This window comes from Moorena sp. SIOASIH (assembly GCF_010671925.1).
Taxonomy (GTDB): Bacteria; Cyanobacteriota; Cyanobacteriia; order Cyanobacteriales; family Coleofasciculaceae; genus Moorena.
In genome coordinates this window covers 514,149-540,771 of sequence record NZ_JAAHIH010000002.1, presented here as the reverse complement: position 1 = coordinate 540,771, position 26,623 = coordinate 514,149, and the positions used below count along the sequence as shown (strand labels likewise).

Below are 26,623 nucleotides of genomic sequence, written 5' to 3'. Positions count from 1 at the left end.
TTGGCAAATTGGTCGTGAATAAATCGGGTCATTAGTTATTATAGCGGTTTTCAATCAAATTTTTTGGGTTTTAGGGAACAGGGAACAGGGAACAGGGAGCAGGGAACAAAAATTATCACAATTCATAATGGTACCCTATTGAAGTGATTATATCTCAGAAGCGATCACCTTCCGCAACTTCCAGCGCGTACGCTCAAGTAGGGTGGGTTCGATTACACAAGATCTATCAAGACATTTATTGACCGAATATCACCGAACGCACCATCCCTTACTGGGCTCGGTGGATTAAGCGATCGCGTTCTCCACCCATGTGTACAGAACTCGGTGACCTATGACAAGGGACAAAACTATTCCCAAGGATAATTGATTTATTGAGTGCGTACCTGTAGGGAGTGCGTACCTGTAGGGAGTGCGTACCTGTAGGGAGTGCGTACGCGATGATATTTTACATGTAGCACCCTACATTTGAGCTTGCCAATTCCGCAAAAAGCCTATAAACTGAAAATTATCAGTAAATTTTCAGTTGAGGCATGTCATGTTTACGATGGATGCTATATATCCCGTTTCCGATTTTAGCCGTAAACCTGCTGAACACATCAAGCGATTAAAAGCCACCGGAAAGCCTGAAATATTGACGGTAAACGGCAAAGCTGAAATAGTTATTCAGGATGCAAAAGCCTATGAAGAAATGGTTGATTTATTAGAAACCCTTAAGAAAATAGCAACAGCAGCAAAAGCCCATGATGAAGGCAAGGGAATTCCCGCCGATGAATTCTTTGAAAAATTTGAGCAAAAGCATGGATTAAAGGGTGAAGCAATACAGGATTGACATTGCGCCGGAAGCTGGACAAGAAATAGAGGATATTTATCTATATATTGCTGAGGATTCCCCTGATAATGCCGCACGTTGGTATTTTGTTATCCATGACAAAATACAGACATTGAAAGATTCCCCTGCACGTTGTCCGTTAGCTTTTGAAAGCAGCTTCTATGACTATGAAATTAGAAACCTGATAGTTGGCAATTATCGGGTATTGTTTCGTATAGACGGTCAGATCGTTCAAATCTTGCATGTCAAGCATGGAGCGCAAGAACGAAAACCATTTTAATCGATTAGATAATGATAATTTAATTGATTTATTGAGTGCGTACCTGTAGGGAGTGCGTACGCTCTTGTCGGGTGGCTTCGATTACACAAGATAAAACTTGAAAATTATTGAGGTGAAGATAAAGAACGCACCATCCCATAAGTAACTCGGTGGATTACGCTGTCGCCTTCTCCACCCTACTGGAGAGTGCGATCGCCAATAACCAATGAAATCCAACAGCCAACTCATAAATATGGTTATACGTTCAGGTTAAGGAGAAGGTTCAATTGGCACAAAATTAATTTCTACCTTATATCCAACAGCCTGAGCATAGTCTTCGATCGTCGAGAGCTTAGGAGAATAAGATGAATTAACATTCTCTAAACGGTAAATATTGCTCTTTTGTGTCTTTATAATTTCTGCAAACTCTTCTTGAGTTAAACCAGCTTTTTTCCTTAGGTCAATAAGTTTATTTCTAAGATCGTAAGCTACGGCCAGAGCTTCATACTCTTTTTTAACTTCACTATTAACTAGAGCTTTTTCTTTAAAGTTTGCCAAGGTTGGACGGGTCACTTTTTTATCTCCTTCATCCGTTTTTTTGCCAGTTCTAATTCTTGATTTGGTGTTTTTTGCGACTTTTTAATAAAGGAATGCAGAATAATTACTTCTCTTCCTTTGATCATACAGTAAAGAGAGCGACCAATACCTTCAAAACCTTTTGACCTTATTTCAAAAAGTCCACCACCCATTGAAGCTGTGTATGGTTTACCTAGCATCGGACCAAACTCTTCAATCATCGAGTGCGATGTGTAGAAAATTAGCGAGGATGCCTGGTGGAAAGTTCAATGTTTCTTGTTCTACTTTCTCGTTGTAGAAAGTAATTTGCCAGTTCATAGTTACAGGTTATCATATTTGATAACTTTTGGGTGATGTCCTAAGATAATGTGCGTAGGTCATTAACCAGACGATCAAGTGGCGAAAAATGAGGTTAATCGAGAAATAGGTGAATTTAACCAAAAACATGCTGGCACGATGGAGGAGATAGTGCGGGCGTCACTCAAGTAGGGTGCGCCATTCAACAGCCCTTTGCCACCAACCAACCACCAATCAAAGCGATCGCCTTCTGCAACTTCGATGCGGTTCGGCGCTGAGGGAAAGTGTGGGAACTGTGGAACCCGCGCGGGAGGTGTAGTGCGATCGCGTTATAGTAAGAGCATCCGTTAGGATCAGAAGGTAAATTAACCGACAATGCAGACCTTACCTTAAAGATGGCATCCTACTCCCTTAACTTGCCGCTTCAACTTCAACAAGAAGTACAACAATGTGCTTTGCGTCAAGGCATTTCCCTCGACGACTTTATTTTATGGGCAGTGGCTGAAAAAGTTGCCGAAATCAAGCATCAATTCCATGACCCAAGCTTTCCCCACATCACTTATCGTCAAGGAGCCAGTGGTCACCCCGTCTCAGTCATTCGTGGGACAGGGATTCGAGTCCAGACAATTGCGATCGCCACCCACCAATGGGGAATGTCTGCCAAGCAGCTGGCCTTCGAATATGGGTTAACTGAAACTCAAATTAACGACGCACTAGGGTTTTACAGCGCACATCAAACCGAAATTGACAGCGCGATCGTAGCTGAACAAGATAGCGTTGTAGCCAATGTCTAAACTTCGGCAACACCAAAGATGAAGGGGAATATATCTGGTTAATCACATATGGTCAAAGCACGAAAAGGGAGAGAGAAATTTATGAACACTATTTCTATTGAAGAAATTGAACAAAAAATTGAAGCAGGAGAAGACGTTATAGACCGCTATTTTGACTCCACAACAACAAGAGTCGGAACACGCCGTCAGATGACTTCAAGAAGAAGACAGGATATAGAAACCACAAGGAGTGGAAATTCCTAGTCCTATGCTTACCGAACTTGATACAATGGCAAAAGAACTCAACATTAGCAGATCGGCTGTGATTAAAATGATGCTAAGACGCGCCCTTGATGAACATTATCTTGCTAAGAAGCAGATGAAATCAGAAATTTAGTACGCTCTTGTAGGGTGGGTTCGATTACAAAAGATAAAACTTGAAAATTATTGACAAAATATCGCCGAACGCACCATCCATTACTGGGCTTCATTCATTCTAAATTTTTAAATTTCTTGCCATTCCCGAGCATCGACAAATAAAGATAGGTGTTTTGTATTATTTGTTGCTACAGTAACTTCATACCCAGAATTAGTAACTAAAATAGCTTGAGCGGCTAAAATAACATCGCCATCTAAAGCTTTAGGATCCGCTGTTGGTTTACCTTTTTTTCTAACTTCCGCCCATAATTCGGCAGCTTTTAACATAACTTCGGTAGTAATCGGGAGATATATTATTTCGGCTTTAAGGCGATTGAGTTTCTTGATTCCCGATACCTTATTTGCTCGTAATAGTTCTCGTCTAATTTCATAATCGATAATTTCGGGTAAAACGACATCATATCCTCGGTCAAAAAGATTAGAAAACCATTCTTGACATTGCAGTGACAACCCAGCACCTTTTGGATTTGTAATTAAACCAACAGGGGCGGAATCTAAAACTATCACTTTGCTCATCTTAGGTTAAATCGAAACTCCTTTGATCGATTTAATGATTTCCCAAGTTTCTTTTTGGTCTTGTTCTTCGTCTAACTCATTCCACGATTTAAATAACTGCTTTAACTTTTGTTGTTGCTGTTTTCGTTGAATTGGATCAGATTTTTCCAGCCGAGCCATCGCTTTTTGCCAATGATCTACAGATTCTTTATTCGTCATTTGGCTTTGACGAAATAAACGAAGGATTTGTAATAACTGTGGAATCTGTTCGTCGGGAATATTTTCAATTTCTAATAATAGATCGTCACGCAACTCAGTAAGCGGACGTGTTAGCTCAGAACTCGAATTATTCATGATTCATCTCCTCAAGATCGAGAGTATTAATTTGTTTTGGTTTTCCAATTTGTTGCACTTTTATATTATATAGCATTTTTAGTGCGTTCGCTTTTAGCGGCTCTTTTGGAGCATCGACCTTGTAGGGTGGGTTGAAGAATGAAACCCAACATAATTCCCCTCAACACAACGTCTTCGACCCAAGAGCCGGGTTTTCTCTCTTGCAAATAGAACCTACAATGTAATTGGTGTAGCGGTCTAATTTTGTTGGGTTTCGGAGCGTCAACCCAACCTACGATTGAATAGAGGTGGTGAGTGCGATCGCTTATCCTAGGTTGCCGATAACATACATTGACCCAAAGCGTGCGATCGCGACTTGTCCGGTGGGTTGAGGAAATGCTTTAGTAACGCACCCCCACACTATTGCTAGAATGCAGCATAGAAGCAAAGGTTGGGAGGGAAGTAGGTCGATGACAATTGTTCTTACCCTTAGCTCAGAATTAGAAGCACTACTGCGTGAATATGCTGCTCAGCGAGGTCAAGATGTTAGCTTGGTTGCGTCCGAATTGCTGGCTAGTATCTTAGAGTCGGAGGTGGAAGATTCACAGGAGGCTATCAAGGGCATTCAAAAAGGACTGAATGATTTCGATGCAGGTCGATTTCGGTCTTTCGCTGAGTTTGCCCAAGAGCAGCGTCGCCAGTATAACCTGCCAGTTGATTCATGAAATACCCTAATGAAATCCATAAACGACTATAAAATCATTTTACGTCCCGATGACAATGGAACTTTTGTCGCCTATATTCCAGCCATTAAAGGATGTCATGCCTGGGGAGAAACTCCTGAAGCAGCCCTCTGTGAATTAAATCCTGTTTTTGAGATGATTCAAGAAGAATACCTCGAAGAAGGCAAAAATTTACCTGATGATGTCGAGGTAACAGTTTCTCATGCCAGCATTAGCTAAAACTTTAGAAAAAGTTGCTAAACAATTAGGCTTTCAGAAAATTCGTCAAAAAGGAAGTCATGCCCGTTGGAAGCATCCGGATGGACGGTCAACCACTATTCCTGTTCATGGTAATGCTGAGATTGGAGGTTGGTTATTTCGAGAAATACTCAAGCAGTTAGGAATTAGTGAGAAGGAATTTGATCAACTCAAATAAGTGCGTTCGCGTAGCGTGGCCTACGGCCAATCGCTTTTAGCGGCTCTTTTGGAGCATCGCTCTTTTATTGTGCGTTCGATTACACTAGCTCTATCAAGACATTGTTACTATCGCTTTGGTAGAGCTAATCTAATAAAAACGACAGTGGACGACTCATATTCTGAGCAAAGCCAAGGAGCCCGCCATCGCGGTATTCGTAGAGTAATTTCCCCTGTGAATCGAATAAGAAAGTTCCCCCTCGCTGGGTCAGATAAGCCCCATTAGGTACATAAGTATTCCAGTGGCTTAAAACCTCTGTCATATTCCGCAGCCGCAGGGTTGCCAATTCAAAGGGTCTTTGAAAACCTTTGCCACCAGCCAGCCGGAAGAATGAGCCCTTGATAGGGGGAAGTGGTACACCTCGCACAACCTCCTCATCATCCAGCAACTGCGGAGCCTGACTATCGCCCCAATAGCCTCGAAATACTTCAGCTAGAGTGCCAGGACTACCAATACCCGCACACATCAGCAGCAAATTCAAGTAGGCATTTAGGGTTATTGAGAGCCCTGGTAGCTTGAGCGATAGTCCTGGATATAGATTAAGCTGGTGGTGCAGCTGTGCATTAGGACAGACAAACAGCCAATCCCCAGGAAACCCCGTATAGTTGCAGAATCGCTTACCAGAATCGCGATTGCCAATACCAACAGCTCGTATTACTATACCCTCCCCCTGTAACCTTTTTGCTTCCCGTTGCAGCCACCAAGCGTATTCGAGACTGTCGAAATCTCCAAGTTGAGGCCAGACAAGTACCAGCTGGCGGGTGGCTGACTCACAACCGCTCAGAAGTGGCAGGATGACTCCATCACTTACCCGCTGGCACTGGGTCTGATTTAAGATTGTGTAAGGATTCATTTTAAACCGGTCGTTTTAAGGGGAATGTGGTATTATATCAAATGCGGTTGAATACCCATAATAAAAGTGTATCGAAGGCACAGGGCAGAAGGCAGAAGGCAGAAGTAAAGGAGTAAGGTTTCAAGGGTAATGGTTTTTGATAACTAATTATCCGGAGATGATATTAAAAGTAAAGCACGTTTGGACATTGGTTTGAGCTTTGCGATCGCTTCTTCTGTAATTTGTTGAATTGCTGCTAAATCAGGAGGCTGTTGGTGGGTTTCCATTGCCAGCCAAGGCAGATACTCAATCTTACCAGCAGGTCTAGTCAAATTGCTGCCTCAATCAAAGGTATTTATCGGCCTCGATCGTAAATTCGGGACTTACTTCAGAGTACGATCGAGTTGTGCCTGGTACGATCGCCGATCAACTGAATGAGTGAGCGAACCATCACGCATCTTATTTCGTGGTTAAAGGGTATAAATTGTGAGCGATCGGGCTTTGGATATAATGGACTTTGGGTATCAAGGGAATAGATCGCTATCCAGCAGGGATAGGAGGTTTAATATGGTGTCAGCACCTACTGAAGAACCAGCAATCATTCGGACAGAGCGGGGATTGACAATCGCAGGTACACGCATCACTCTTTACGACGTGATGGATTACCTGAAGGCTCAGTATCCACAACAGTTGATCTCTGAAAAACTCGGTCTTAATCATGATCAGATTCGTTCAGCGCTAGCCTACATTGAAACTCATCATGTTGAGTTTGAAGCGGAATACCAAGAATGTCTACAAACAGCAAAGGAAATTCGGCAATATTGGGAAGAGCGAAATCGAGAACGATTTACCAAGATCGCAGCAATGCCTCCGAAGCCAGGTCAGGAAGCCCTCCGTGCAAAACTTCAAGCATGGAAAGCGCGAATTGAAGCCCAGGCATAGGCATGAACTTTCTGATTGACTACAATTTAACTGGCGATGCTGTTCTATTTTGGGGAACACTCTCGGCTGAAGGATGGCTGGAACTGTTACCGATTCGCTTCTTTACATTTCAGGACTATTACAACCTATAATTTTGGTGATATTATTCAGTTTATGTGCTGTTTTACCTAACCGGAAAGAAGCGATTGATTAGTACAACAAAATTTGGTAATAAAGGAGAAGTTAACTCATCCTGATCAAATAAGGTAGCAACTAGAGTTAATTTTCCCTTGTCTCGGCGATATACCTCTACTTGCTTACGAAAACGATCGACAATCCAATATTCTTTTACCCCTTGAATTGAATATAACTTGACTTTAACTTCGCGGTCGCGTTTTTCGTTGTCAATACCTTTAGAAATTACTTCCACCACTAATTCAGGTGCTGCGGTCAGATGTCCAGCTTCATCTTCTATTTTAGCTAATCTTTCTTGGCTTACCCACACTACATCAGGAATCACATTATCGGCATCTGAGAATATAATTCCGGGAGTAATAATGGTTTCACCATTACCTGTTGATTCTGACCAATTATTTAAATAACTAAAAATTCTGCCACAAATTTGTTGATGTCGTCGGTGAGGCGTTCGAGTCACAAATAATTCTCCTTCAATTATTTCGTAGATTGTCCCTTCAGAGTGAGGCAATAGTTCTAAATCATCGATTCTCCAACTGACTCTATCAATCGTTTCAGTCATACCAATTCTCCTGATTTAATAGGTCTTAATTTGATATATTTCAGCTTTGTAAATTAGAGAAGTTATTGCCTATAGACCTGTTACAAAAGCGATTTTTATCCCAGGAAATATGTGGGATTCAGACCACTTTTGCCAAACGTCTAATATCTAGAGGGAATTGAAATATTGCCAGAAATTATACGAAATTTTAATTTCAATCAGGGCATCTTCAGGTAAGAAAACATCACCTTACCTAACTAAATCCCTTCCATATCCCTCATAAGACGCGATGGTATATGCATTTTATGGGCATACAGGACTTCCACCAGGATGGTTGCGTTATCTTCTAAGCGAAACAGCACCGCATGGGGAAAACCTTGCAAGCGCCATTTTCTGAATTGATAGACTTGCAGATCCTCGTATCCTTCACCGGCATCGTAGAGAGCGCAGGCATAGGGATTGTTTTTGATGAAATCCAAGGCTTGCTCTACGGCGGCGATGAATCGTTCGGCCACATCTACTCCAGCACGGTTTTTGTAATTCTGTGCATAGTCCCGCCACTGTCGCATAAACAGGGCACTTTTTTGCATGGAGAATGTCATCGTGCTATTTAACTGAGGCTATGGCGAATGGTGTCGGCATCATCCTCTGTCAGAGGGGTATAACTGTTCTCATGGAGAGACTGCCGCAATAAGCTGTTTATGGCGTATCGTTCAGCCGCAGCAGTTTTTTCCATATGTTTGCGAATGAGATCCCGAACAAATTCACTGGGGGTTTCGTATAGCCCGTTTTCTCCTGTCATCTCGGCGACAAATTGCGCTAGCGGTTCCGGCAATGTAGCGTTGATGCGTTTGGGGGGCTGATTGTTCACAGACGGCATAGCAAGCTCCTTGACAGCAAGTGTTTATAGACACTGTAACATTCTATCAGCTAAAGGGCAATATTTCGCATATATTGCCCTTTAGCTGTCACCAGTCACACAGTCACTGCCTACTCCCTACTGCCTCCTCCCTACTCCGAAGTCCCTAATCCCTAAAACAATCAAGCTCCCAGGCTTCCATCAAACTAATCCCGGTAAGAGTAGTTATCGACACTAAGAGCCTAACACTACTAATCTCAGCTCATCTTCCTAGTTAGCAAAGCCTATCCAGGGAGATTCACCTTGTGATGTCAATTAATGGGTACAATTGCTCTGATGCTGATCTGATGGTGGTCTTGAGACGATTAAATCTAGAGTGTTAGAGGAATGCGATTGGCCTACGGCCACGCTAGGCGAACGCAAAAATAAACCCATACTACACATGGGTAGACTTTTGGGATGTGGGTAAGAGCTGATTTGTAAACAAAAAATTAAGACGCTAATCTTATTGTCATCAAACGAATTAATGAACCATATATCATCCCTGTACTCATCTGTGTATATAGCTGATAGTCTTTACTAAGCGCGTCTAAATCGGTAAAACCCGCCAAATGTTCTTTCTACAATCCATCCCAACGGTCGTATTTCAAACTCTGTTGATTTCCTTTATATCACTTCGCATCGAACAGAATCACCACATACCTGTTTGACTGATTTATCAAAAATATTGGCGTTGATTAATAGTGGAATGGTTAACCGAAAAATTTGTTTTTATAGTTTATATAATAACAAATAATCCTAATTTATAACTGCAATATCTATTCAGATTTAGACTCGCACAGATAAAGTCGATGTATAGCTTTTTTTGTATAGCGAGGTACATAGTGAAGCTGATCAACTTGTTAATTGAGGCTTATGGTGTAACATATAGTACCTAATAAACATCTCCGGAAAAGAAGCTAAAACCATTATATTGTCTAGGTTACAACCCAATTCCTGGAGATGTCTAATGTATGCTATACAATCAGAATATCAGTATTCGTTAAAGCAGTTTTGTTAGAGAAATTAGCAACTTGTACAGCACCCAGTGTACCTGAACCGTCAGCATCGAATGATAGTAATCCTGATGAACGATCATAGATGAATCTGTCATTTGTATCTAAGGCTGCAGCACCTAAAACAAATTGACCCACATCTAAAATTCCTTGCACAAGACCACTGCCGAAGCCACTAGCCGAAATTTGCAGTTTATCCCCCTGCTGACTGACAAAGTCAGTAATGTAATCTATCCCTTCAGTAGTGATATTAAAGAAAAACTTATCTGCACCAGTACCTCCAGAGAGCACATCATTTCCAGTACCCCCATATAAAATGTCATCACCTGCACCACCATTGAGCGTATCATGGCCACGACCACTCCAAATGTAGTTACTGGCACTGTTGCCATTAATCACATTATTGAAATCGTTACCATAACCATTGAGAGAACTTGTACCGGTTAGGGTTAGGTTTTCTAAATGAGCACCAAGCTGATAAGTAATTGAGGTGTAAACTGTGTCAATGCCCTGGTTAGCATACTCAATTACCCTATCGCCTATAGTATCAACGACATAGCGATCATTACCGGAGCCTCCGTACATGCGATCGCTACCAGTTCCACCGTCTAAGTAGTCATTGCCAGAACTACCACTGAGGGTATCATTACCAGAACTACCACTGAGGATATCATTACCACTAGAGCCATAGAGATTGTCATTGCCTGTACCACCGTATAAGCGATCGCTACCAGTTCCACCACTTAAAGAATCATTGCCTGAGCCACCACTTAAAAAATCATTGCCTGAGCCACCACTCAAAGAATCATTGCCTGAGCCACCTTGTAGGACATTTGCAACATTATTGCCATAAATTGTGTCATTGCCGCTACCACCAATCCCATTCTCAATAGTCACACCATAAGCGATCGCTAGGGTTCTGCTTTCCCACTCTTTACCGTTCCAATACGCTGGACCTAGTTGACTCCATTGTCCAGCGTTTAGGTTAATCTTAGCGTTGGAAGACTGGTTCGACCAGTCGATGGTGTCGTTACCACCTGCATCCCAGATAGTCTCCAAAATTTGTTGTCCGGGAGCCCACTTATAGACTGTATTGCCCTTGCGCGTGTTCATGTTTGCACCGTAGATGTACTGGATAGCAGCAATATCGTGCAACATCGGCGTAGTGGGATAAAAATTTTGAATTGGACCACTTAAAGGCTGATTCACATAAGACCGATAGCTCATAACTGTGTAGGCAGTCGTATCAATATTTAAATTAGCGACTACCCCAGAACCATTATTCTCGTGGGGATGCTTTAGTCCGAGGGCATGTCCGATTTCATGGAGGAATGTTAGATAACCAAACGTTCCTTTTTTGTCAGTGTTATATTCTTTGCCATGACTGAACCAGATATCTCCTGCTTCTGTTGAGGCATAGGGAAAATAAGCCCATGCTGTATTAGGTTTAGAGGATTTAGCGAAGCGAATATCACCTGCAACTTTTTTAGAGTCAATAACTTTGGTAAAGTTAATATTGGCAACCTCGCTCCAAGCATTCAATGCATTTTCAGCAGCATTTTTTTGAGTACTAGTCAGAGGGGAAAAACCAGACCAAGGTTGACCGTCACCATAGTTTGTCTTGTAAAATGAACTCCACTCACCAAAACTATAGGTTAAGTTAACACCTTTTCCGGTAGAACCGCCCCATTTATTATTCCCAAGTAAGCTGTCGATATGATGAATGCCAGAAAATTTTATCTTGGAAACTTGGCCTTTTGAAGTAGGAGTAGCCATCGTTAATTTCTCCAAATCAGTGAATTTGGTTTTTAATACTGCTAAAGCAATAGTTGTGTTAAATTGGTTGTTTTTGTTGCCCTACTAGCTAAAACGATTCAGTGGGAAACAGCAAAGCGCCTGGTAACGTTTTCATTTACTTATTGGTAATACTTAGGTTTTGACTAGGAGTATTAGTCTCTGAAAGCTGATTTGTAAACAGAGCTATAATAATTGCTTTGCCAACCAGATTTAGTATCAACTACTCGCTTATTTATAACTTTAAAACTAAAAATCAAATAATACATTCACTGTTTCTACAAAGTTTATTTCTATTTTTGGAGAACGCCAGGGTATAATTATGCTAGTAGGTTTGCTGAAAACTACATGACGTTAATAAAACAAGAGGCTCTGAACGACAGAGCCTCTTGTTAATGCATATTATGCTGTTGAATACCCCTAGCTTTACCTTGACTAGCTTTCAAGACTTTTGCTCAAAACTCAGCTGCGAACCTACAGCTGATAGCCCAATGAAACGTGGAAACCATTCTCTTGTAGGGAATTTCCCCGGTTGTTGACCTCAATCAACGGGATACCATAGTCTAGGCGCAAATCTAAACCTGAGATAATTTGCGATCGCAAACCTACTCCCAAGCTAGCAATGGTGGCGGGGTCAGGGTCAGGATCTAGATTATTCCAAGCTGTACCGATTTCAAAAAAAGGGGCTAGTTGTAGTTTGCTAGGGTCTGAGGTGAGAGGGATGCGGACTTGTACTGAACCCAGGATACCGTTATCAGCAACCAGTTGGTTTTGTCGATAGCCTTTGACTGTATCCACGCCACCGATACTGAAGCGTTCTAGGGATAGCAAAGAATCTGGGGTTAACTGAGCATTAATTTGTGTGATCAGCGTCGCTCTCGGTGACAACTGTTGTACCAATTGGAATTGTCCCAACCAGCTGAAGAATCGCCCGTCAGTCCCAGTATTGTTGATAGTTGCATCAAAGGCACCCAACCCAAAACTAAACTGAGAGCGAGCAGCTAATATGCGACTAGGGCTACTACGGTCTATCCAATCTTGAGAAAATCGCAATACCGTTACCTTGGATTCGCCGTCTTCTGGGCCAACTGAGAAAGAAAAAGGTTCCCCGAGTAAAAAGGTTTGACTGCGACGCAAGTCTAGGGCTAAACTCAGAGCAAATTCATTTTCTGGGGAGCGGAATATCGGTTGGCGAAAACTGACAGAAAAGGTGCGAGTTTCGCTTTCGATATCAAACTCCTGGAATTCATCTTCGATAATGCCGCTGTCGCTGTTGTTGTAGCGTACACTAAGGGTGCCATTGTAGGGATTGACGGGGATAGAATAGTTGATATCGTAGAGGTCTAGCCCTTCGGTAAAGCTGTATTGAGTGGTCAAGCGATCGCCAAAACCCAAAAGATTATCATGGGCAACAAACAGCCTGGTTTGTAGTGAACCAATGCTGGGAGATTGGTTGTTGGCAGTAGAAATACCAGCGTGAAAGGCAGAGGCTTCTTTGAGTTTGACTTGCAAAATATTGCTACCAGAGCCGCTTCCTGCGGTTAACTCCGCATCCACTTGATTGAGTAAAGGGTCAAGTTGCAGCAGTTTCAGGGCTTCTTCTAAGCGGCTTCGATTTAATGGTGGGTTAGTAGCCAGTTCAAGGCGACTGCGCACATATCCTTCCCGCAGACGGTTTAATCCCTCCAGTTCAATCCGTTCTAAGTCACCCTCAACTACCTGGATTTTCACAACACCTTTGCTAAAGTCTTGGACCGGCAAAAATGCGCCAGAGGTGATATAACCATTTTTAATGTAGAGCTTAGTAATATCAGAACGCAGTTGAAGCAACTCCTCAAACCTTACTTCACGGTTCTCATATTGGTTTGTTTTATCTGCAATTTCTTCTTGCAAAACGGTATTGCCCAACACCTCCACTTCTGTGACGAAGAATGGCACAGTGGATGGAGTTGTAACTTCAGGGAGTTGGGGAGAGGAAGGAATTTCCAGACTTGGATCCGGTGGTGATGCTGGAGATTGTTCAGGAACAGGAGGAGGTAAATCGGATGGGGTGGGAATGGTTTCCTGAATTCTTTCAGGGGTTTCGCTGGGAAGGTTCACTCCTGGGGGTGGAGTAGACTGAGCAACTGCTCCCATAGTTAGGCTCACGATGGTAGTAATGCTAGAGCCTGAAATTACAACAATCGATTTCAGTGTATGATACATAGTTTCAGCTTTGTTAGCATTGCTGAATCTTCGGATGAATAAGAGTGGGGTGGGCATCCTGCCTGCCTGGGAATGAAACAGGTAAGATGCCTGTTCGGAAATGAAACAGGCAAGATGCCTGTTCTACAGCCAGATTCCCGAGGAATGAAACAGGCAAGATGCCTGTTCCACAGCCAGATTCCCGAGGAATAAAACAGGCAAGATGCCTGTTCTACAGCCAGATGCCCATGCCACAAAACTATTAAAATCATCCCGTATTTATAGCACTACGTATTCAGAGGACATTGATACAAGCAGCAAAAGCGGTTGTAGTCAACTTTTGCATGTATGCCTATTGCCTTGGGCGTAGCGCTATATCTATCCAAATGCTTCCCCCAACCCCCAGAGGCTGAGGGTGTTTTTGGAAAGAGTCTTAAACGAAGTTAAAGTCCGCAGAGGTCACGACATTAGTGGTGTCTTCTACCACACCGATAAGATCGTTCTTATAGTAAATCAAGGTATCCTTGGCACTGCTGCCAGACCAGTTTTGGAAGCTCAGTGAGTAGTCACTGGAACTACCATAAACCTGGAACTTATCTCCCTCAGACCAGTAGAAGTCGGTAATTGTGGCATAGCCCGAGCCTAGATAGAATGCCCCAAAGGCATTCCCCAAAACAAATGTATCTGCTCCATCATAAGAACCTTGAACACCAGGCTGGGATGAACTGTAGTCTCCGCTGAGGATATCGTATTCTCCTGTAGTGCCACCATAACCATTGAGGATGTCATTACCGGAACCCCCGACTAATGTATCGGTTCCCGTTCCTCCAAGTAATGTATCATGGCCAGATTGACCCTTGAGGCTGTCATTGCCGGAACTGCCACTTAAGTAATCGTTTCCAGAGTAACCTAGAAGGGTGTCGTTACCTGAGCCACCATAGATATAGTCATGGCCAGTCGAGCCATCCAGATAATCGTTTCCACTCTGACCGTAGAGATTATCGTTGCCGCTATTACCATATAAATTATCGTGTCCAGAGTAACCAAAAAGGGTGTCGTTACCTGAGCCACCATAGATATAGTCATGGCCAGTCGAGCCATCCAGATAGTCGTTTCCACCCTCACCGTAGAGGTTATCGTTGCCGCTATTACCATATAAAGTGTCGTTCTTCGGACCGCCAATCAGGGTATCATTGCCCCCATTCCCCGTCATTGTCCAAGACTTCCATTTCTTGAATATCCACCAACCTTCCTTGTGGGCTTGAAAGTAATTGTTAGCATTGTCACCGATGTAATTTCCCATGGTTATTACTGCTGATAGAATTGAATTGTGTAACTTCAAAGGGTTATATTCAGTCAATAAATTCTAGATAACCCCAATGTCTAAGCCTTAATTTTTGCTACAATTTTGTCGTTTATTGTGCAAAAAAAACAAATTATTTAGAGATAATTTTTTCAGCAACTGGCTTAGCTTGCTTGTTGCTTAATTTTCATAATAAATTTAAGGCTTTTATAATTCATTCACCGTATCTACCAATGTGATGACTTGGATAAGCAATACTCATGGCAATATTTGGTCAGTGGGATTGCTGAAAACTACATACTGCTAATAAAAAAGAGAGGCTCACTGGATTAGAGCCTCTCTCCCCTTGTCTACCAAGATGATGCCGCAAATTTGGACAAGACCTGGGTACAATTCAGTCAGTGGGATTGCTGAAAACTACATACTGCTAATTAAAGCGTTTACCTGTTGGGTGGTGCGTTACGGGACGGACTATCCCAACACTGGCTACTGAGAAAATCAGGGCAAGCCCGTCCCTAACGCACCCTAAGCAATCAAACCTTTTGCCCAAAATTCCTAACCCCCAGCCTCAAGAACATTCCCGCCCCATCACTAGGTTTCCATTGGGCAGTTGATACACCCCCGTTGCTTCAACAATTGGGTCACCCTTTTGCCAAGGACGAGAGGCACTCTGACTCGTTACCGTGCGTACCTCTCCCGTGGGATAACGTGAAACGGAAGCATCCCCAGGGCGGGTGGGTAAGTTACCACCACCGGTAATAATGAATTTTCCCTCTTGTTCACTGGTTCGGACAATGCAGCTATTGGCTAGTAGATTGTCGGTGTCAATCAGATTGTCCGGTAACTCTGTCAGGCTGTTTTGGATAAAATCGAGGTTGGGTATATCGATATCCCCAGGGATAGCAGCACTAGCATTGATATCGACTCGGTTATTATTATCTAAAGTAGCTGGGTCAGTACCTGGTGGTGCTGGACGGAAGGCAAAGCCGAAGAAGATGGGGGTTGTGAAGGTAATATTACCTCCTCGGCCATCACGGGCAAAGGCCAGGATGTCGCTGTCAGCAAAGGCAATGAGGGAGTCAGTGGTGATGGTAATATTGCCCCCGTTGTCAGCACCGCTGAAGACACTAGTGGTGATGTCACTGTCACCCCGTAGCCTAATATTTTTGGCTATGATATCGATAGCACCTCCGGCAGATTGAGTGGTAGCAGTAATGATATTGCCGTCAGTAGCTGTTAACCTGTCTGAGACATTGATATTGATGTTGCCAGCGTCGCCTTCTCCTTGACTTTGGGCAGATATCTGGCCTCTATCTGTGACGGTTAAATTGGAAGTAGTAATTGTCACGTCTCCGGCAGACTCTGTTGCACCTTTCAGTACTTCTGTAGATATAGTACTGGGCACTTCGCCATCCTTAGAAAGACCAGTTACTTCTATAAATTCTGAGGCATTGATGGTTATAGTTCCTCCTTTACCTGCATTTGCGGTTGCTGCGCCAATGCGTGAACCACTGCGGACGCTCAGTTGGTTGGTTTCAATAGTTATATCCCCGGCATTTCCGGAAGCATTAATAAAAGTAGCAACAGGACCAGTAATTGTATCTGCCGAAATTATAGCTCCCTCCTCAAGAGTTATTCTGCCAGAATTTAAAAATAAGTTTCCTGCATCACCATTTCCGAGAGTAGCAGTCGCTATGCCTGCCTGACCTTGAATCTCGATAGAATCAGCAGTTATACGTAACTCTCCGCCTTTTCCCTCAAACAAGGTAAATTGTCCATCATTTGTTTCACGTAAAATAGCTGCTGAAATAATTCCAGCTCCATTCTGAATGACTAAACTACTAGTAGTAAGGCTTAACTTACCAGCATCACCACTCCCAAAAACAGTTGCTGTTGTCAAACCTGTAGCAGTTTCAGCTACCTGGCGAAGTGAGTTTATGTCTAGAGGATCAGGATTAAATACTATTGATTGATTGCCGCTTAGTATAACAGACTCGGAAGCATTGATGGTTAATTTTCCTGCATTGCCACTGCTGAATGTTTCTGTTCCTATTCCAGTAAACCTATTCAATTCAGGTTGGTCATTTTTTACAACCAATTGCTGAGTATTAATGGTTGCGTTGCCAGCATCGCCAGTCCCATATGTCTGGATAAGCAATCGACTACCATTGATTATATTGATGGAATCAGAGGCATTAATGTTGAGATTTCCTCCCAAGCCATCCCCACGAGTCCTCGTCGATACTTTCGTCCCAGTAAAGGAAACAGATTGAGCCTTGATATTAATATCACCAGCCTTACCGGAGCCATCAGTGTCGGTAGTAATAAGCTGATTTTTTGCTATGATTGCACCGTTGCTATTTAACGTAATATCACCCCCTGCAACATCGCGACCACCAGAATCAAGAGAACCAAGGTTAAGGTCACCGTCAGCAGACAAGGTTATCGGTCCGCCACTGCCAGAGGAAAATGTGCTGAGAATACCTTCCGTAGTATCGATACTACCATTGTTGCTGGTGAGGGTAATCGAGCCACTTGGACTAATAATATCCTGAGTATTAATGTCTCCGATGGCCTTGATGATCAAGCTTCTTTCTTGATTGTTTGAACCTATAATACTAAGGCTACCGATTTGTGCGATCGCACCACCGGAAGTAATTGTTACATTACCAGCATAAGTTGAGTTTAGTAAGTTGGTAGAGTCACTTTCGTTGATTGAGATGTTACTCCCTTCAAATTTAAGATTCCCAAACTGATTGTCTGAGTTATTGAGAGTAATCTTGCCATTCTCAGCATTGAAGCTAGCAGTACCGCTAACATTTAGAGAACCATTTTGGATAATTTCGGGAGTACCTGTATCGAGGCGAGTTGGGGGTGCCTCAGTATTTATTCTCAATGCCCCACCAAAGGAGTTTCCAGATTGAGCTAATTCAATCGCTGTACTTTGGTTAAAGGCTTCATTGTTGTTTAAAGTCAGTCTTCTATCTAAGCTGTTGACGGTTAGATTGCCAGAGATAGTTTCGGCATTTAGGGTGATCAGTCCCACGTCAGTGATAATCACATCCCCATTGGGCAAGGTTATTCGAGGCAAAATATTATTGTTGCCAGTAGGCTCTAAATTGTCACTAGGAGCGTTTGGAATAGTGTTCCCTGCTACTTGTAAGATTTCCCCAGGGGCTTGGAAAATTGGTCCAGTAGAGTTTATCGTAAAATCCCCACCAATCAGGGAGTTACCGATGATGGTGGCATTACTGTTAGTAATTGTGACATTGCCAGCGTTGGGGAGGGTAGTGGTGAGGCTGGTATCTCCTACAACAGTTAATGATGCTCCTATATCTTGAGTAATCATGCCTCCAGAGGTTAAGTTCAAGTTACCAGTGGCAGAGGAAGTGATCAGATTTGTCCCGTCACTCTCACGGATAGAGACATCATTACCGGTGAAGGCGAGATTACCAAACTGATTAGCTGGTTCGTTGAGACTAATATTGCCAGTGTTGGCGTTGAAAGTAGCGGTACCACTGACAGTTTGAGTGCCAGTTTGAATAATACCGGGGGTACCTTCCAACAAGATGGCATCGGTGGTGGTGTTAAACCGGAGGGTACCGCCAAAGGAATTGTCTTGATTAAGAGTGATGGCAGGGTTATCCAGAACCTGGTTAAAACTGACAACGGCTGCTGGTAAGCTATTTACTGTCAGGTTACCTGTGACGGTGTTGGCCTCTAGGTTAACTGTTCCCAGCTGAGTAATAATCAAATTCCCATTGGGTAGGAGAGTCTCTTGAGAAAAGTCACCAATAGTGTTAATTAGGGGTTGGCTACCTCCCCCATTTACTGAGATCTCTCCAGCGACTTGCAAGGGTTCGCCGGGAACTTGAGTAATTGGTAGACCAGAGTTGAGAGTGAAGTTGCCCCCAATAATGGAGTAACCAACAGTGGTAGGTTTAGTGTTGGTAACACTAACATTACCTGCATTGGCTAGAGTGCTAGTGAAGAAGGCATCCCCATTCACAAACAGACTGCCGCTAGTTTGGGTAATGGTACTCCCTAAAACACTAAGATTACCACTACCTGTATTGATGTCATTGTTAAAGGTAACGTCGCTACCGGCAATGAAGGTCAGGGGGTTATTGTTGGTGTTAATGGCTCCAGTTGTTGTAATTGTCCCGCCTGTAACTGGAGTTTGAATCGTAGTAGGACTGTTGAAGGCAGCAGGCAAAATAGCGATCGCACCGCTGCTGTTGTCTCGCCCAATCAGAATCTGGGCAAACCCGTTTTGTAATGTGTTGAGTTCGCTGCTATCTAAATTTAAGCGGGTATCAGTAGTAGTCCCACCGATAGTGATGCCCAAAGTAGGGTCAAGGGGCTGTAGCTGAAGGCGGTTCGCGCCTCTAATTTCAGCCAGATTACTAGGGATAGTAATTTCATCAGCGGTGAGGGTGATGTTTCCACTGCCAATAGCTTCAATTGCACCTCCATCACCAAAGAAAATCCCCTCACTGTTATTGCCAATGCCGCTAATAATGCCCTCTAGAGTAATGTTTCCAGTTCCAGTAGTTCGGACTAAGCCATCCCCAGCTCTACCCAACCAAATACCGTAATTTTTAGTTCCGGTTCCTCTGCTAATTCCTCTCAAGAGGATATCGCCATCTACCGATGTCACTCTAGTGTTGGGATCTAAAACAACGATTCCTTGATTCCCGTCGGACCCGATTCCACCATTCCCCCCATTTCCAGTCATGGTAATCATTCCTGTTCCGGTGGATTCTACCCGACCGCCACGTACAATCGAAATGCCCTCACGGTTCAAACCAGTTCCATTAGTCGTACCTGTCAAGGTAATATTCCCGCTGGATTGCACTAAACCGTCTACTCTAATAAAAATGCCGTGATTGGTTGTTCCAGCAGATGTTTGAGCAGCATTATTAGCGCCAGTCAGAGTTATATCTCCATTAATCGAACTAATTCTAGAGTTTGCATCTTGAAGTAGTATTCCGTGATTAAAATTTGCTCCACTCCCGCTGAAACCCTCTAGGTCAATGGTGCCATTGGTTGTTTCTACCACACTGCCAGAGTTAATGAAAATACCTGTATTAAAGTTTCCAGTGCCGTTTCCAGTACCTGTCAAGCTAAGATTTCCAGTTGTTGCAGAAACCCTAGAACCGAACCAAATACTTATCCCGTGATTCTGGTCTGTCCCAATACCACTAATACCTTCTAGGGTTATGTTCCCTGTTCCAGTGGCTTCTACCACACTAGGACCTCCAGCGGGGAACTGTTCCCAAATTAGGATGCCATAGTTGTCATTGCCAGTACCGGTAGTAGTACCACTCAGAACAATATTCCCCGTCCCAGTGGAACGTACTAGACCATTGTCACGAATTTGAATACCTCTTCCATTATTAAAACCTTTGGCAATACCTGTTAGCCTAATATCCCCATTTTCTGAACTAATGATCGTGTTGTTCGTAACATCAACGCCAATGCTAAAATCCCCTCCGATTCCACCATTGCCAATTAGAGTAATCGTCCCTAGCCCGGTGGTTTTTAATTCGCTGTTATTCATAAAAATGCCGATGCCATTACCAGTGCCATCAGCTATTCCCGTCCCCTCTAATTTAAGATTGCCACCTCTAGCGTTTATGTTACTGTTGGTAATATCGTGTCCCCAGCCATTGGAATTATTCGTTCCCCTGCCCAAAGTACTGAAATCACCGCCATTAGTATCAATCGTGGCATTAAAAATACCAATAGCGCCTGCTCCGCTATTGTCACTATCAGCCAACAGCTCTATATTCAACTGACCGCTATTGGAAGTAATATCAGCGTTCAGAAAAATATCGTTTTCTGCCTGCAAGGTAAGAGTTGCGTCTCCACCTGCTGTCTTGCGAATTGGTGCATCATTGTTCTGAGTAATGTTACCTTGATCAGTGCCACCGATACTTGTTGAAATTGTGACGTTGGTGCCCCTATTCAGGGCAGCATTAATATTAGCAACATCAACTGTATTCGTACCAATAGCAGCACCACCACCATTGGCGAGTGTGATATCAGTGGGATCGATTAGCCAGGTGCCACCACTGCCATTAGGAGCACTAGCATCGGGAGTACTGGTGAGATTAAGAAACTGTTGAGCAGAGGTTTCAATAAATCCCCCATCACCGGAAACAGTTCCTCCCCTTGCTGTAACCGTTCCGTGAACCCTTGCTGTCTGATCCGCCCAAACACTCACCTTGCCCCCATCCCCATTGGTCAAGGCATCGGCATTAATCGTTACATCGGAGCCAACAAAGGTATGTACTGCATTGGGAACGGTGCCATTACCCTGAAAGTCTCCCCCAATCAATACTGTACCGCCACCGGTGTCAGACGAGACATCAATTCGGGCATTCTCCAACAAGCTAACCTGATTTCCGAGAACCTCAACCCGGCCACCAGCTGCTGTCAGGGAGCCAGTGCTAGTTACCGTACCACCGGATAAGCTGAGCGTTTGTCCGGAACCAACTGCTAAATTGCCAGCATTAGCGATCGCACCAGCTTGATTCGTCCCATATTGCAATCCCAAAGGCACACTTACCGTTAACAACGACGAATTGTCGGGATTGGCACTAAAGGATGACCCATCCCCAAAGGTGATCGAATTCGCTGTACTCGCCACAAACGAACCCTGAATATCCAGTTGAGCATTGGCTCCAAAGATAATCCCATGGGGATTCAGTAAAAATAGATTAGCAGCACCATCGACTCCCAAGGTTCCCAAAATACTTGAGGGATTAGTTCCAGTCACCCGTGAGATAATATTTTCAATCCCTGCTGGATTAGCAAAATAAACCCGTTGTAACTCCTCAACATTAAAATCAGTAAAACTGTGGAACAGATTTGCCCCTCGTTCTGCTCCACCTTCTATCAAATCCGCTAGCCCTCCCCTAACCTGAGCATCAGGCGTAACCCGAGAACTTTCAGCCCCTAAAGTCGTATCTGGTGTCACCTCAGCCAAGGCTTGATGTTTATCAAAGGGAAAAAACACACCGAGCGTTAAGCAACTGGCTACTTTCAATAAGCCACAGCAACGACCCGAAGATTGATTAACCATGGAATTCTTCTCCTTGCTCCCGTTTTTAATTTTTTGCTCCCTGAGAAGGAATTATAAAGTATTCGGTTAACCTATCACCTAACTATTCCTACAAACTTGATTGCCAATATAAGCAAGGGTAATTGCGCAATTGTGCAATTTTCTTGTCAGCAGATATATAAGCTTAGTTGCAGCTTTAGGGTGATAATTAACCTAAGTTTTCCAGAGCAGTTACAGAGCAGTCCGATTAATGTCGAGTAAACCTAAATCCAGGAGCGATCGCTTTTTAGGAATACTATTCTTCTTGAGCCTTACCGTTTGTATAGGGCTAGGTCATCTTCCCTCAATTGCTCAACCAGCTGAACCGGGAAATATGGCAACCACCCAGGCTGATAATCCCAGTCAACTGGTGCAACAAGGGGTTGAGTACTACCAAGCCGGAGATTATCAAGCTGCCATAGAGCCTTGGCAAAATGCCTTGACGCTCTACCAACAGAGCAACAACTATACCAATAGCGCAATTGTCCGGGAAAATCTGGCCAGAGCCAATCAAAAGATTGGTCACATCCAGGAGGCAATCACTAACTGGGAGCAAGCCATCCTTGACTATCAACAGCTAAGAAACTGGCAACAAATGGGGCGAATGAAAACGGAATTGGCTCAAGCCTACAATAGTTTTGGACAACCGAGAAAAGCTCTGGCGCTGCTATGTGGAGCCCCTGATGCCGATGAAAATTCTACAAACAAACCCAGTTGTGTCCAAGACAGTGCCTTGAAAGTTGCTCGCGCTCATCAGGATTGGAAGGGAGAGGCTGCTGCTTTGGGAAGTATGGGGAATGCCTATATTCTCAGAGGGGATTATGACCAAGGGATTCAATGTTTACAGACTGGTTTAGGGATTGATAAAAACGTTGAGTTTGATATCAGCCCCCAACGCACAAAAGACTGTAAGATAGATACTTTGGGCAAAAATTACACAGCCAAGATTCTCGCCGATAGTCCCTATCGCAGTTCATTTCTTAACGACCTAGGAAATGCTTACTTTAGCAAAGCTCAACGTTGGGAGCGCTGGGCTAGCTCTGCCGAAAAGCGGGGAGCGGAAGAAACAACCAAGGAATTTAGAAAAAATGCCAACAATAATTACAATCAAGCTGGGGAATATTTTCAGCAAAGTCTCGAACTAGCGCGCACTCAAAATCACCAACCTGCTCAAATGCGAGCATTGCGCAATTTGATTCGACTGTCCTACCGCCCTGAAGAATCAATATCAATCGAGCGTAACCAATGGGTTCAAGAGGCTCAGGAATTGTTGAAGGAACTACCGGATTCTCAGGACAAAGTCTACGCAGCCATCGATTTAGCTAAACTGGAGCAACCGATGACTGTGGTTACTGACACGTCCCAACACAATTCCTGTGGCAAACGTCAGCTAGAAGCAGAGACTGAAACACTCCTCAATCAAGCCATCTCAATTGCTCAACGCCTTAAGGACTACCGTTCCGAGTCTTTTGCCCTCGGTGAATTGGGTCATCTCTATTACTGCCGCCAAGACTATCAAAACGCCCTAGACTTCACTCAAAAGGCATGGTGGATGGCTGACCAAAATCTATCCGCAAAAGATAGCTTGTATTTGTGGCAGTGGCAGCTTGGTCAAATTTTCCAAGCCCAAGGTAACGAAGATGAGGCCGTTAATGCTTATAAAGAAGCGATCGCTACCTTAGAAGGTTTTGAAGGTGAACAGGGTAAAGGTGAACAGGGTAAAGGTGAACAGGGTATCCGAACCGAAATTCTGATTGCTCAGCGAAACTTACAATTCGACTTTCGGGATACCATTGAGCCTCTGTACCGCGAGTTTGCTCAGCTAACACTCAAGCGTGCCGATTCATTATCCTCTGAGTCTGAGCAGTACCAGACAGAGCTGAATTCTGCCCTAAAAACCGTTGATTCCCTGAAACTAGCAGAGCTACAAAATTACTTCGGGAATGATTGTATTTTAACACTCTTCAACCAGAAACAAATTGATGAGCTGGTCACCAAAGATACAGCCGTCTTTAGCTTTATGATTCTGGAAGAGAGAGCTGCTATTATGGTTAGTCTACCAAACGGCGATAAAAGGTTAAAAAAGTTTAAGTTTTCAGATGTTGATAGTCAAACGCTAATCAAAGAAGTCAAGGACTTTTGGAGAAAAATACAGCAACATAATGACCTCACTAAAGCTTTCTTCAAACCAGCACAAAACCTGTATAACTTGCTGATTGCTCCATTTGCCTCTGATTTAGAGTCAGCCCAGATAAAAACACTCGTTTTTATTCAGGACGGCATCTTGCGTAGCATTCCCATGGCGGCACTCCATGATGGTAAGGAATTTTTGGTAGAAAAATATGCCATTGCCACAACTCCCAGTCTTACCCTAACCAATCCCCAAGCCTTGAACCGTCAAAAACTAGGAGTACTCGCTTTGGGATTAACTCAACGAGCGGTCATTGATGGTGAAAGTTTCGATAAACTGGAAAACGTCCGTAAGGAAATCGAAAACGTCAAAGCTCAATTCCCAGCAAGCAAAACCCTGTTGGATGATCAATTTACCCGCAAGAGCTTGCAGCAAGAACTCCAACAAAAAGTTTACCCAATTCTTCACATTGCCACTCACGGTAAGTTCGGCACAATTCCAGAGGACACTTTTTTAGTCACAGGTAATAATGAAAAGCTCACAATCACTGAGCTAGAGCAAGACATCCGCCGCTTAAGTCGTGGATCTAAACCAGTAGAGTTGCTTGTGCTTACCGCTTGTCAAACTGCGACAGGAGACGACCGTACAACTCTAGGTCTAGCTGGCATAATTTTACAAGCTGGTGTCAGAAGCGCCCTAGCTTCCCTTTGGTATATTCGAGATAACTATACTTCAGAGTTAGTTACTAAGTTTTACCATAACCTCCAATCGGAAATGAGCAAAGCACAAGCTCTAAAAGAAGCTCAACAAGACATGATTCGTATCAATATCCACCCCGCCTATTGGGCACCATTCATCATCATTGGTAATTGGCTGTAGAGCGGGGTTAACTGGATTATCGGGCATCCTTAGCAATGTTTATCAAGTACCCCATCCGTTTTTCAATCGATTCCCGCTCCTCTTCGGTCAATTCTTCTGATGGTTTTGGTTTTTCCCACTGAGCCAGGTCTTCCAACAGAGCAGATGCCACAACTCCAAGTTTCGACTCTTCAGCCAGTTTGAGGGCTTCATCTAGTGCGTTGTACCAGAAACCAGCCTCAGCATAGAGATCTGCTTTTTCGGCGCTATCGACTGCATTGTCAAGTTTCTCTTGTAAATCTGGCGGCATCTCCACAACCTCTATTTGTACTCTGTCTACTACAGCACTTGATGGGTAACTAGGATCACAAAGGATTACAACTTGCCAGAAATAGTCTTTGCCCACTGAAAGCCCTGGTTCACCTTCTGGAAAGGGGGATAGCTTCATAATCCCTGGTGAACTTTGCAATGAGATGCTACGGACTTTTGTGAATTTACCATCTGAGCCACGGCTGTAGATCGTGAATGTCAGCTCTAAGGATTTGGAGTCAGGCACAAACCAAGCAAATGTTGGATGGGTAGAAGTGGTTTGCCCAACATAATTTTGAGAGGCAAGAACCGTTAACGGTATATCTCCTTCATCACACCCCCTAGTCGTTCCCGTATTCGTTGTGGTCTCTTTATCGGCAGTTTTTTCATCCTCAGGAGGCTCATACTCAGCTCTAGCTACAACTCCCGGAGTTGCCACCAGCGCTAAACTGAGGACACAACCAGTTACTACTCTAAGGTTGATGAGTTTGTTAAAAAGCACCAGAATTTCAGCTATCATAATATTGATTGAGTAGACGCTTATTTAATTAAGACCATACTACGAATAGGGTAGCCATGACTGGATGCTTGCTACCAACTTGATTGATAAAATCAGACAAATTGATAACTTGCTTTGGTAATCTTAATTGCTGAAAACTACAAAGCTAAGCGCGTTTATATTTGAGTTGTGAACATATTCCCAAAGGCCAAGAGGCAAAAGGCAAGAGGCAAAAGGCAAGAGGGGAAAGATATCCGGAGTTTTATTGTCCACTAAAAAAAGACATCCTAGGTTTACATCTCATTTATAAAGCCTAGATAACAAAACAAAAACACAAGCTCAAAAATCCATTAGCTCGTAGGGTGCGTTAGGGGCGGGCTCGCCCTTATTTTTCACTTCGTAGCCAGGGTTGGGATCGCCCGTCCCGTAACGCACCACCAAGTAGAATTGAGAATTGAGAATTGAGAATTGAGAATTGGGAATCGGGAGATAGCTAAATGTCTTGATGCAGACCCATGCGCCATGAGCGACTGCATCAAGAAATGAGAAAAGTTCCTCTGGTCAGGAAAATTTGCAGAGACTTTAGATTTATTTAGTTTGAGCCGGTGGTGCGTTACGGGGTGGGCTATTTCAACGCTGGCAAAGAGGCGGAAAATCAGGGCAATCCCACCCCTAACGCACCTACGAAAATTTACTTTAGATTTATTTAGGGGCTTATTCCCAGATCCGCTGTTCCCGATTCCCGATTCCCGATTCCCGATTCCCGACTTCTGCTGCGAAGGGGAGCATGTCAACTTTGTAATTAGGTACATAGATCCCCCCTAACCCCCCTTAAAA

General features: G+C 43.6%; 26 protein-coding genes. 11 read left to right on the top strand and 15 right to left on the bottom strand.

Features of this window, described 5'->3' with window-relative positions; genetic code table 11:
* The first annotated feature begins 535 nt into the window (after positions 1–535).
* Entirely contained in the window at positions 536–829 is a 294-nt protein-coding gene (locus F6J90_RS10110) for a type II toxin-antitoxin system Phd/YefM family antitoxin (RefSeq protein ID WP_293092622.1), read from the top strand.
* Positions 810–1,109 carry a type II toxin-antitoxin system RelE/ParE family toxin gene (locus tag F6J90_RS10105; RefSeq protein ID WP_293092620.1) on the top strand — a complete coding sequence of 100 codons (300 nt, stop codon included), beginning with the start codon at positions 810–812 and terminating at the stop codon, positions 1,107–1,109. Before F6J90_RS10110 ends, F6J90_RS10105 begins: the two co-directional genes overlap by 20 nt.
* Before the next feature lie 249 nt (positions 1,110–1,358).
* Here the strand turns inward: F6J90_RS10105 and F6J90_RS10100 are convergent, their stop codons facing one another.
* A complete protein-coding gene (locus tag F6J90_RS10100) occupies positions 1,359–1,661 on the bottom strand; it encodes a helix-turn-helix transcriptional regulator (RefSeq protein ID WP_293092618.1) in 303 nt (100 codons plus the stop codon).
* Positions 1,658–1,885: a type II toxin-antitoxin system RelE/ParE family toxin gene (locus tag F6J90_RS10095; protein ID WP_293092616.1), complete on the bottom strand. Its 228-nt coding sequence runs from the start codon at positions 1,883–1,885 to the stop codon at positions 1,658–1,660. The genes F6J90_RS10100 and F6J90_RS10095 overlap by 4 nt, the downstream gene beginning before the upstream one ends.
* 471 nt (positions 1,886–2,356) lie before the next feature.
* Here F6J90_RS10095 and F6J90_RS10090 point away from each other — a divergent pair, with 471 nt between their 5' ends.
* From F6J90_RS10090 to F6J90_RS43525, 3 genes are all read left to right on the top strand, one after another.
* On the top strand, positions 2,357–2,755 hold the full coding sequence (locus F6J90_RS10090) for a DUF433 domain-containing protein (protein WP_293092614.1): 399 nt from the start codon (positions 2,357–2,359) through the stop codon (positions 2,753–2,755).
* Between the two features lie 81 nt (positions 2,756–2,836).
* Positions 2,837–2,998, top strand: a complete 162-nt coding sequence (locus tag F6J90_RS10085; protein WP_293092612.1) for a hypothetical protein — start codon at positions 2,837–2,839, stop codon at positions 2,996–2,998.
* A 4-nt stretch (positions 2,999–3,002) separates the two neighbouring features.
* Entirely contained in the window at positions 3,003–3,131 is a 129-nt protein-coding gene (locus F6J90_RS43525) for a ribbon-helix-helix protein, CopG family (protein WP_366513757.1), read from the top strand.
* Positions 3,132–3,238: 107 nt separating this feature from the next.
* On the opposite strand, the gene F6J90_RS10080 is transcribed toward F6J90_RS43525, so the two are convergent.
* Both F6J90_RS10080 and F6J90_RS10075 read right to left on the bottom strand, forming a co-directional pair.
* Complete coding sequence (locus tag F6J90_RS10080) at positions 3,239–3,688, bottom strand: nucleic acid-binding protein (protein WP_293092610.1); 450 nt, start codon at positions 3,686–3,688, stop codon at positions 3,239–3,241.
* Positions 3,689–3,694: 6 nt separating this feature from the next.
* Positions 3,695–4,021, bottom strand: coding sequence for a hypothetical protein (locus F6J90_RS10075; RefSeq protein WP_293092609.1), 327 nt, complete (start codon positions 4,019–4,021; stop codon positions 3,695–3,697).
* 449 nt (positions 4,022–4,470) lie between these two features.
* Between F6J90_RS10075 and F6J90_RS10070 the strand changes: the two genes are divergently transcribed.
* The 3 genes from F6J90_RS10070 to F6J90_RS10060 are packed head-to-tail and all read left to right on the top strand — an operon-like array spanning position 4,471 to position 5,158.
* Positions 4,471–4,725: a hypothetical protein gene (locus F6J90_RS10070; protein WP_293092608.1), complete on the top strand. Its 255-nt coding sequence runs from the start codon at positions 4,471–4,473 to the stop codon at positions 4,723–4,725.
* Positions 4,726–4,734: 9 nt separating this feature from the next.
* Positions 4,735–4,962, top strand: coding sequence for a type II toxin-antitoxin system HicB family antitoxin (locus tag F6J90_RS10065; RefSeq protein WP_293092607.1), 228 nt, complete (start codon positions 4,735–4,737; stop codon positions 4,960–4,962).
* On the top strand, positions 4,946–5,158 hold the full coding sequence (locus tag F6J90_RS10060) for a type II toxin-antitoxin system HicA family toxin (protein ID WP_293092605.1): 213 nt from the start codon (positions 4,946–4,948) through the stop codon (positions 5,156–5,158). Before F6J90_RS10065 ends, F6J90_RS10060 begins: the two co-directional genes overlap by 17 nt.
* Before the next feature lie 124 nt (positions 5,159–5,282).
* On the opposite strand, the gene F6J90_RS10055 is transcribed toward F6J90_RS10060, so the two are convergent.
* Positions 5,283–6,050, bottom strand: a complete 768-nt coding sequence (locus tag F6J90_RS10055; RefSeq protein ID WP_293092603.1) for a peroxiredoxin-like family protein — start codon at positions 6,048–6,050, stop codon at positions 5,283–5,285.
* A gap of 143 nt (positions 6,051–6,193) precedes the next feature.
* Entirely contained in the window at positions 6,194–6,361 is a 168-nt protein-coding gene (locus F6J90_RS10050) for a hypothetical protein (RefSeq protein ID WP_293092601.1), read from the bottom strand.
* Positions 6,362–6,596: 235 nt separating this feature from the next.
* On the opposite strand from F6J90_RS10050, the gene F6J90_RS10045 reads away from it, so the two are divergent.
* Positions 6,597–6,971, top strand: coding sequence for a DUF433 domain-containing protein (locus F6J90_RS10045; protein WP_293066594.1), 375 nt, complete (start codon positions 6,597–6,599; stop codon positions 6,969–6,971).
* Between the two features lie 2 nt (positions 6,972–6,973).
* Positions 6,974–7,102, top strand: a complete 129-nt coding sequence (locus tag F6J90_RS10040; RefSeq protein WP_267875518.1) for a hypothetical protein — start codon at positions 6,974–6,976, stop codon at positions 7,100–7,102.
* A gap of 32 nt (positions 7,103–7,134) precedes the next feature.
* Here the strand turns inward: F6J90_RS10040 and F6J90_RS10035 are convergent, their stop codons facing one another.
* The 8 genes from F6J90_RS10035 to F6J90_RS10000 form a co-directional block, all read right to left on the bottom strand.
* Entirely contained in the window at positions 7,135–7,707 is a 573-nt protein-coding gene (locus F6J90_RS10035) for a Uma2 family endonuclease (protein ID WP_293092597.1), read from the bottom strand.
* A 236-nt stretch (positions 7,708–7,943) separates the two neighbouring features.
* Positions 7,944–8,288, bottom strand: a complete 345-nt coding sequence (locus F6J90_RS10030) for a type II toxin-antitoxin system RelE/ParE family toxin (protein ID WP_293092595.1) — start codon at positions 8,286–8,288, stop codon at positions 7,944–7,946.
* An 8-nt stretch (positions 8,289–8,296) separates the two neighbouring features.
* On the bottom strand, positions 8,297–8,557 hold the full coding sequence (locus F6J90_RS10025; RefSeq protein WP_287254157.1) for a ribbon-helix-helix domain-containing protein: 261 nt from the start codon (positions 8,555–8,557) through the stop codon (positions 8,297–8,299).
* Positions 8,558–9,561: 1,004 nt separating this feature from the next.
* Complete coding sequence (locus F6J90_RS10020) at positions 9,562–11,376, bottom strand: M10 family metallopeptidase (protein ID WP_293092591.1); 1,815 nt, start codon at positions 11,374–11,376, stop codon at positions 9,562–9,564.
* A gap of 492 nt (positions 11,377–11,868) precedes the next feature.
* Positions 11,869–13,599: a ShlB/FhaC/HecB family hemolysin secretion/activation protein gene (locus tag F6J90_RS10015; protein WP_293092589.1), complete on the bottom strand. Its 1,731-nt coding sequence runs from the start codon at positions 13,597–13,599 to the stop codon at positions 11,869–11,871.
* Positions 13,584–13,850, bottom strand: coding sequence for a hypothetical protein (locus F6J90_RS10010; RefSeq protein WP_293092587.1), 267 nt, complete (start codon positions 13,848–13,850; stop codon positions 13,584–13,586). The genes F6J90_RS10015 and F6J90_RS10010 overlap by 16 nt, the downstream gene beginning before the upstream one ends.
* 161 nt (positions 13,851–14,011) lie before the next feature.
* Positions 14,012–14,881 carry a calcium-binding protein gene (locus F6J90_RS10005; protein ID WP_293092585.1) on the bottom strand — a complete coding sequence of 290 codons (870 nt, stop codon included), beginning with the start codon at positions 14,879–14,881 and terminating at the stop codon, positions 14,012–14,014.
* Positions 14,882–15,449: 568 nt separating this feature from the next.
* A complete protein-coding gene (locus F6J90_RS10000) occupies positions 15,450–21,971 on the bottom strand; it encodes a filamentous hemagglutinin N-terminal domain-containing protein (RefSeq protein WP_293092583.1) in 6,522 nt (2,173 codons plus the stop codon).
* Between the two features lie 229 nt (positions 21,972–22,200).
* Between F6J90_RS10000 and F6J90_RS09995 the strand changes: the two genes are divergently transcribed.
* Positions 22,201–24,999: a CHAT domain-containing protein gene (locus F6J90_RS09995; RefSeq protein ID WP_293092581.1), complete on the top strand. Its 2,799-nt coding sequence runs from the start codon at positions 22,201–22,203 to the stop codon at positions 24,997–24,999.
* Between the two features lie 16 nt (positions 25,000–25,015).
* Here the strand turns inward: F6J90_RS09995 and F6J90_RS09990 are convergent, their stop codons facing one another.
* Positions 25,016–25,726 (bottom strand): DUF928 domain-containing protein, encoded by a 711-nt coding sequence (locus F6J90_RS09990; RefSeq protein ID WP_293092579.1) that lies wholly within the window; start codon positions 25,724–25,726, stop codon positions 25,016–25,018.
* Between the last annotated feature and the right edge of the window lie 897 nt (positions 25,727–26,623).

What these genes read in the sequence shown, in the direction of transcription:
- F6J90_RS10110 (WP_293092622.1), top strand. Translation starts at nt 536, where the DNA reads ATGTTTACGATGGATGCTATATATCCCGTTTCCGATTTTAGCCGTAAA.
- F6J90_RS10095 (WP_293092616.1), bottom strand. Translation starts at nt 1,885, where the DNA reads ATGATTGAAGAGTTTGGTCCGATGCTAGGTAAACCATACACAGCTTCA.
- F6J90_RS10090 (WP_293092614.1), top strand. Translation starts at nt 2,357, where the DNA reads ATGGCATCCTACTCCCTTAACTTGCCGCTTCAACTTCAACAAGAAGTA.
- F6J90_RS10085 (WP_293092612.1), top strand. Translation starts at nt 2,837, where the DNA reads ATGAACACTATTTCTATTGAAGAAATTGAACAAAAAATTGAAGCAGGA.
- F6J90_RS43525 (WP_366513757.1), top strand. Translation starts at nt 3,003, where the DNA reads ATGCTTACCGAACTTGATACAATGGCAAAAGAACTCAACATTAGCAGA.
- F6J90_RS10080 (WP_293092610.1), bottom strand. Translation starts at nt 3,688, where the DNA reads ATGAGCAAAGTGATAGTTTTAGATTCCGCCCCTGTTGGTTTAATTACA.
- F6J90_RS10075 (WP_293092609.1), bottom strand. Translation starts at nt 4,021, where the DNA reads ATGAATAATTCGAGTTCTGAGCTAACACGTCCGCTTACTGAGTTGCGT.
- F6J90_RS10070 (WP_293092608.1), top strand. Translation starts at nt 4,471, where the DNA reads ATGACAATTGTTCTTACCCTTAGCTCAGAATTAGAAGCACTACTGCGT.
- F6J90_RS10065 (WP_293092607.1), top strand. Translation starts at nt 4,735, where the DNA reads ATGAAATCCATAAACGACTATAAAATCATTTTACGTCCCGATGACAAT.
- F6J90_RS10060 (WP_293092605.1), top strand. Translation starts at nt 4,946, where the DNA reads ATGCCAGCATTAGCTAAAACTTTAGAAAAAGTTGCTAAACAATTAGGC.
- F6J90_RS10055 (WP_293092603.1), bottom strand. Translation starts at nt 6,050, where the DNA reads ATGAATCCTTACACAATCTTAAATCAGACCCAGTGCCAGCGGGTAAGT.
- F6J90_RS10045 (WP_293066594.1), top strand. Translation starts at nt 6,597, where the DNA reads ATGGTGTCAGCACCTACTGAAGAACCAGCAATCATTCGGACAGAGCGG.
- F6J90_RS10040 (WP_267875518.1), top strand. Translation starts at nt 6,974, where the DNA reads ATGAACTTTCTGATTGACTACAATTTAACTGGCGATGCTGTTCTATTT.
- F6J90_RS10035 (WP_293092597.1), bottom strand. Translation starts at nt 7,707, where the DNA reads ATGACTGAAACGATTGATAGAGTCAGTTGGAGAATCGATGATTTAGAA.
- F6J90_RS10030 (WP_293092595.1), bottom strand. Translation starts at nt 8,288, where the DNA reads ATGACATTCTCCATGCAAAAAAGTGCCCTGTTTATGCGACAGTGGCGG.
- F6J90_RS10020 (WP_293092591.1), bottom strand. Translation starts at nt 11,376, where the DNA reads ATGGCTACTCCTACTTCAAAAGGCCAAGTTTCCAAGATAAAATTTTCT.
- F6J90_RS10015 (WP_293092589.1), bottom strand. Translation starts at nt 13,599, where the DNA reads ATGTATCATACACTGAAATCGATTGTTGTAATTTCAGGCTCTAGCATT.
- F6J90_RS10010 (WP_293092587.1), bottom strand. Translation starts at nt 13,850, where the DNA reads ATGATTTTAATAGTTTTGTGGCATGGGCATCTGGCTGTAGAACAGGCA.
- F6J90_RS10005 (WP_293092585.1), bottom strand. Translation starts at nt 14,881, where the DNA reads ATGGGAAATTACATCGGTGACAATGCTAACAATTACTTTCAAGCCCAC.
- F6J90_RS10000 (WP_293092583.1), bottom strand. Translation starts at nt 21,971, where the DNA reads ATGGTTAATCAATCTTCGGGTCGTTGCTGTGGCTTATTGAAAGTAGCC.
- F6J90_RS09995 (WP_293092581.1), top strand. Translation starts at nt 22,201, where the DNA reads ATGTCGAGTAAACCTAAATCCAGGAGCGATCGCTTTTTAGGAATACTA.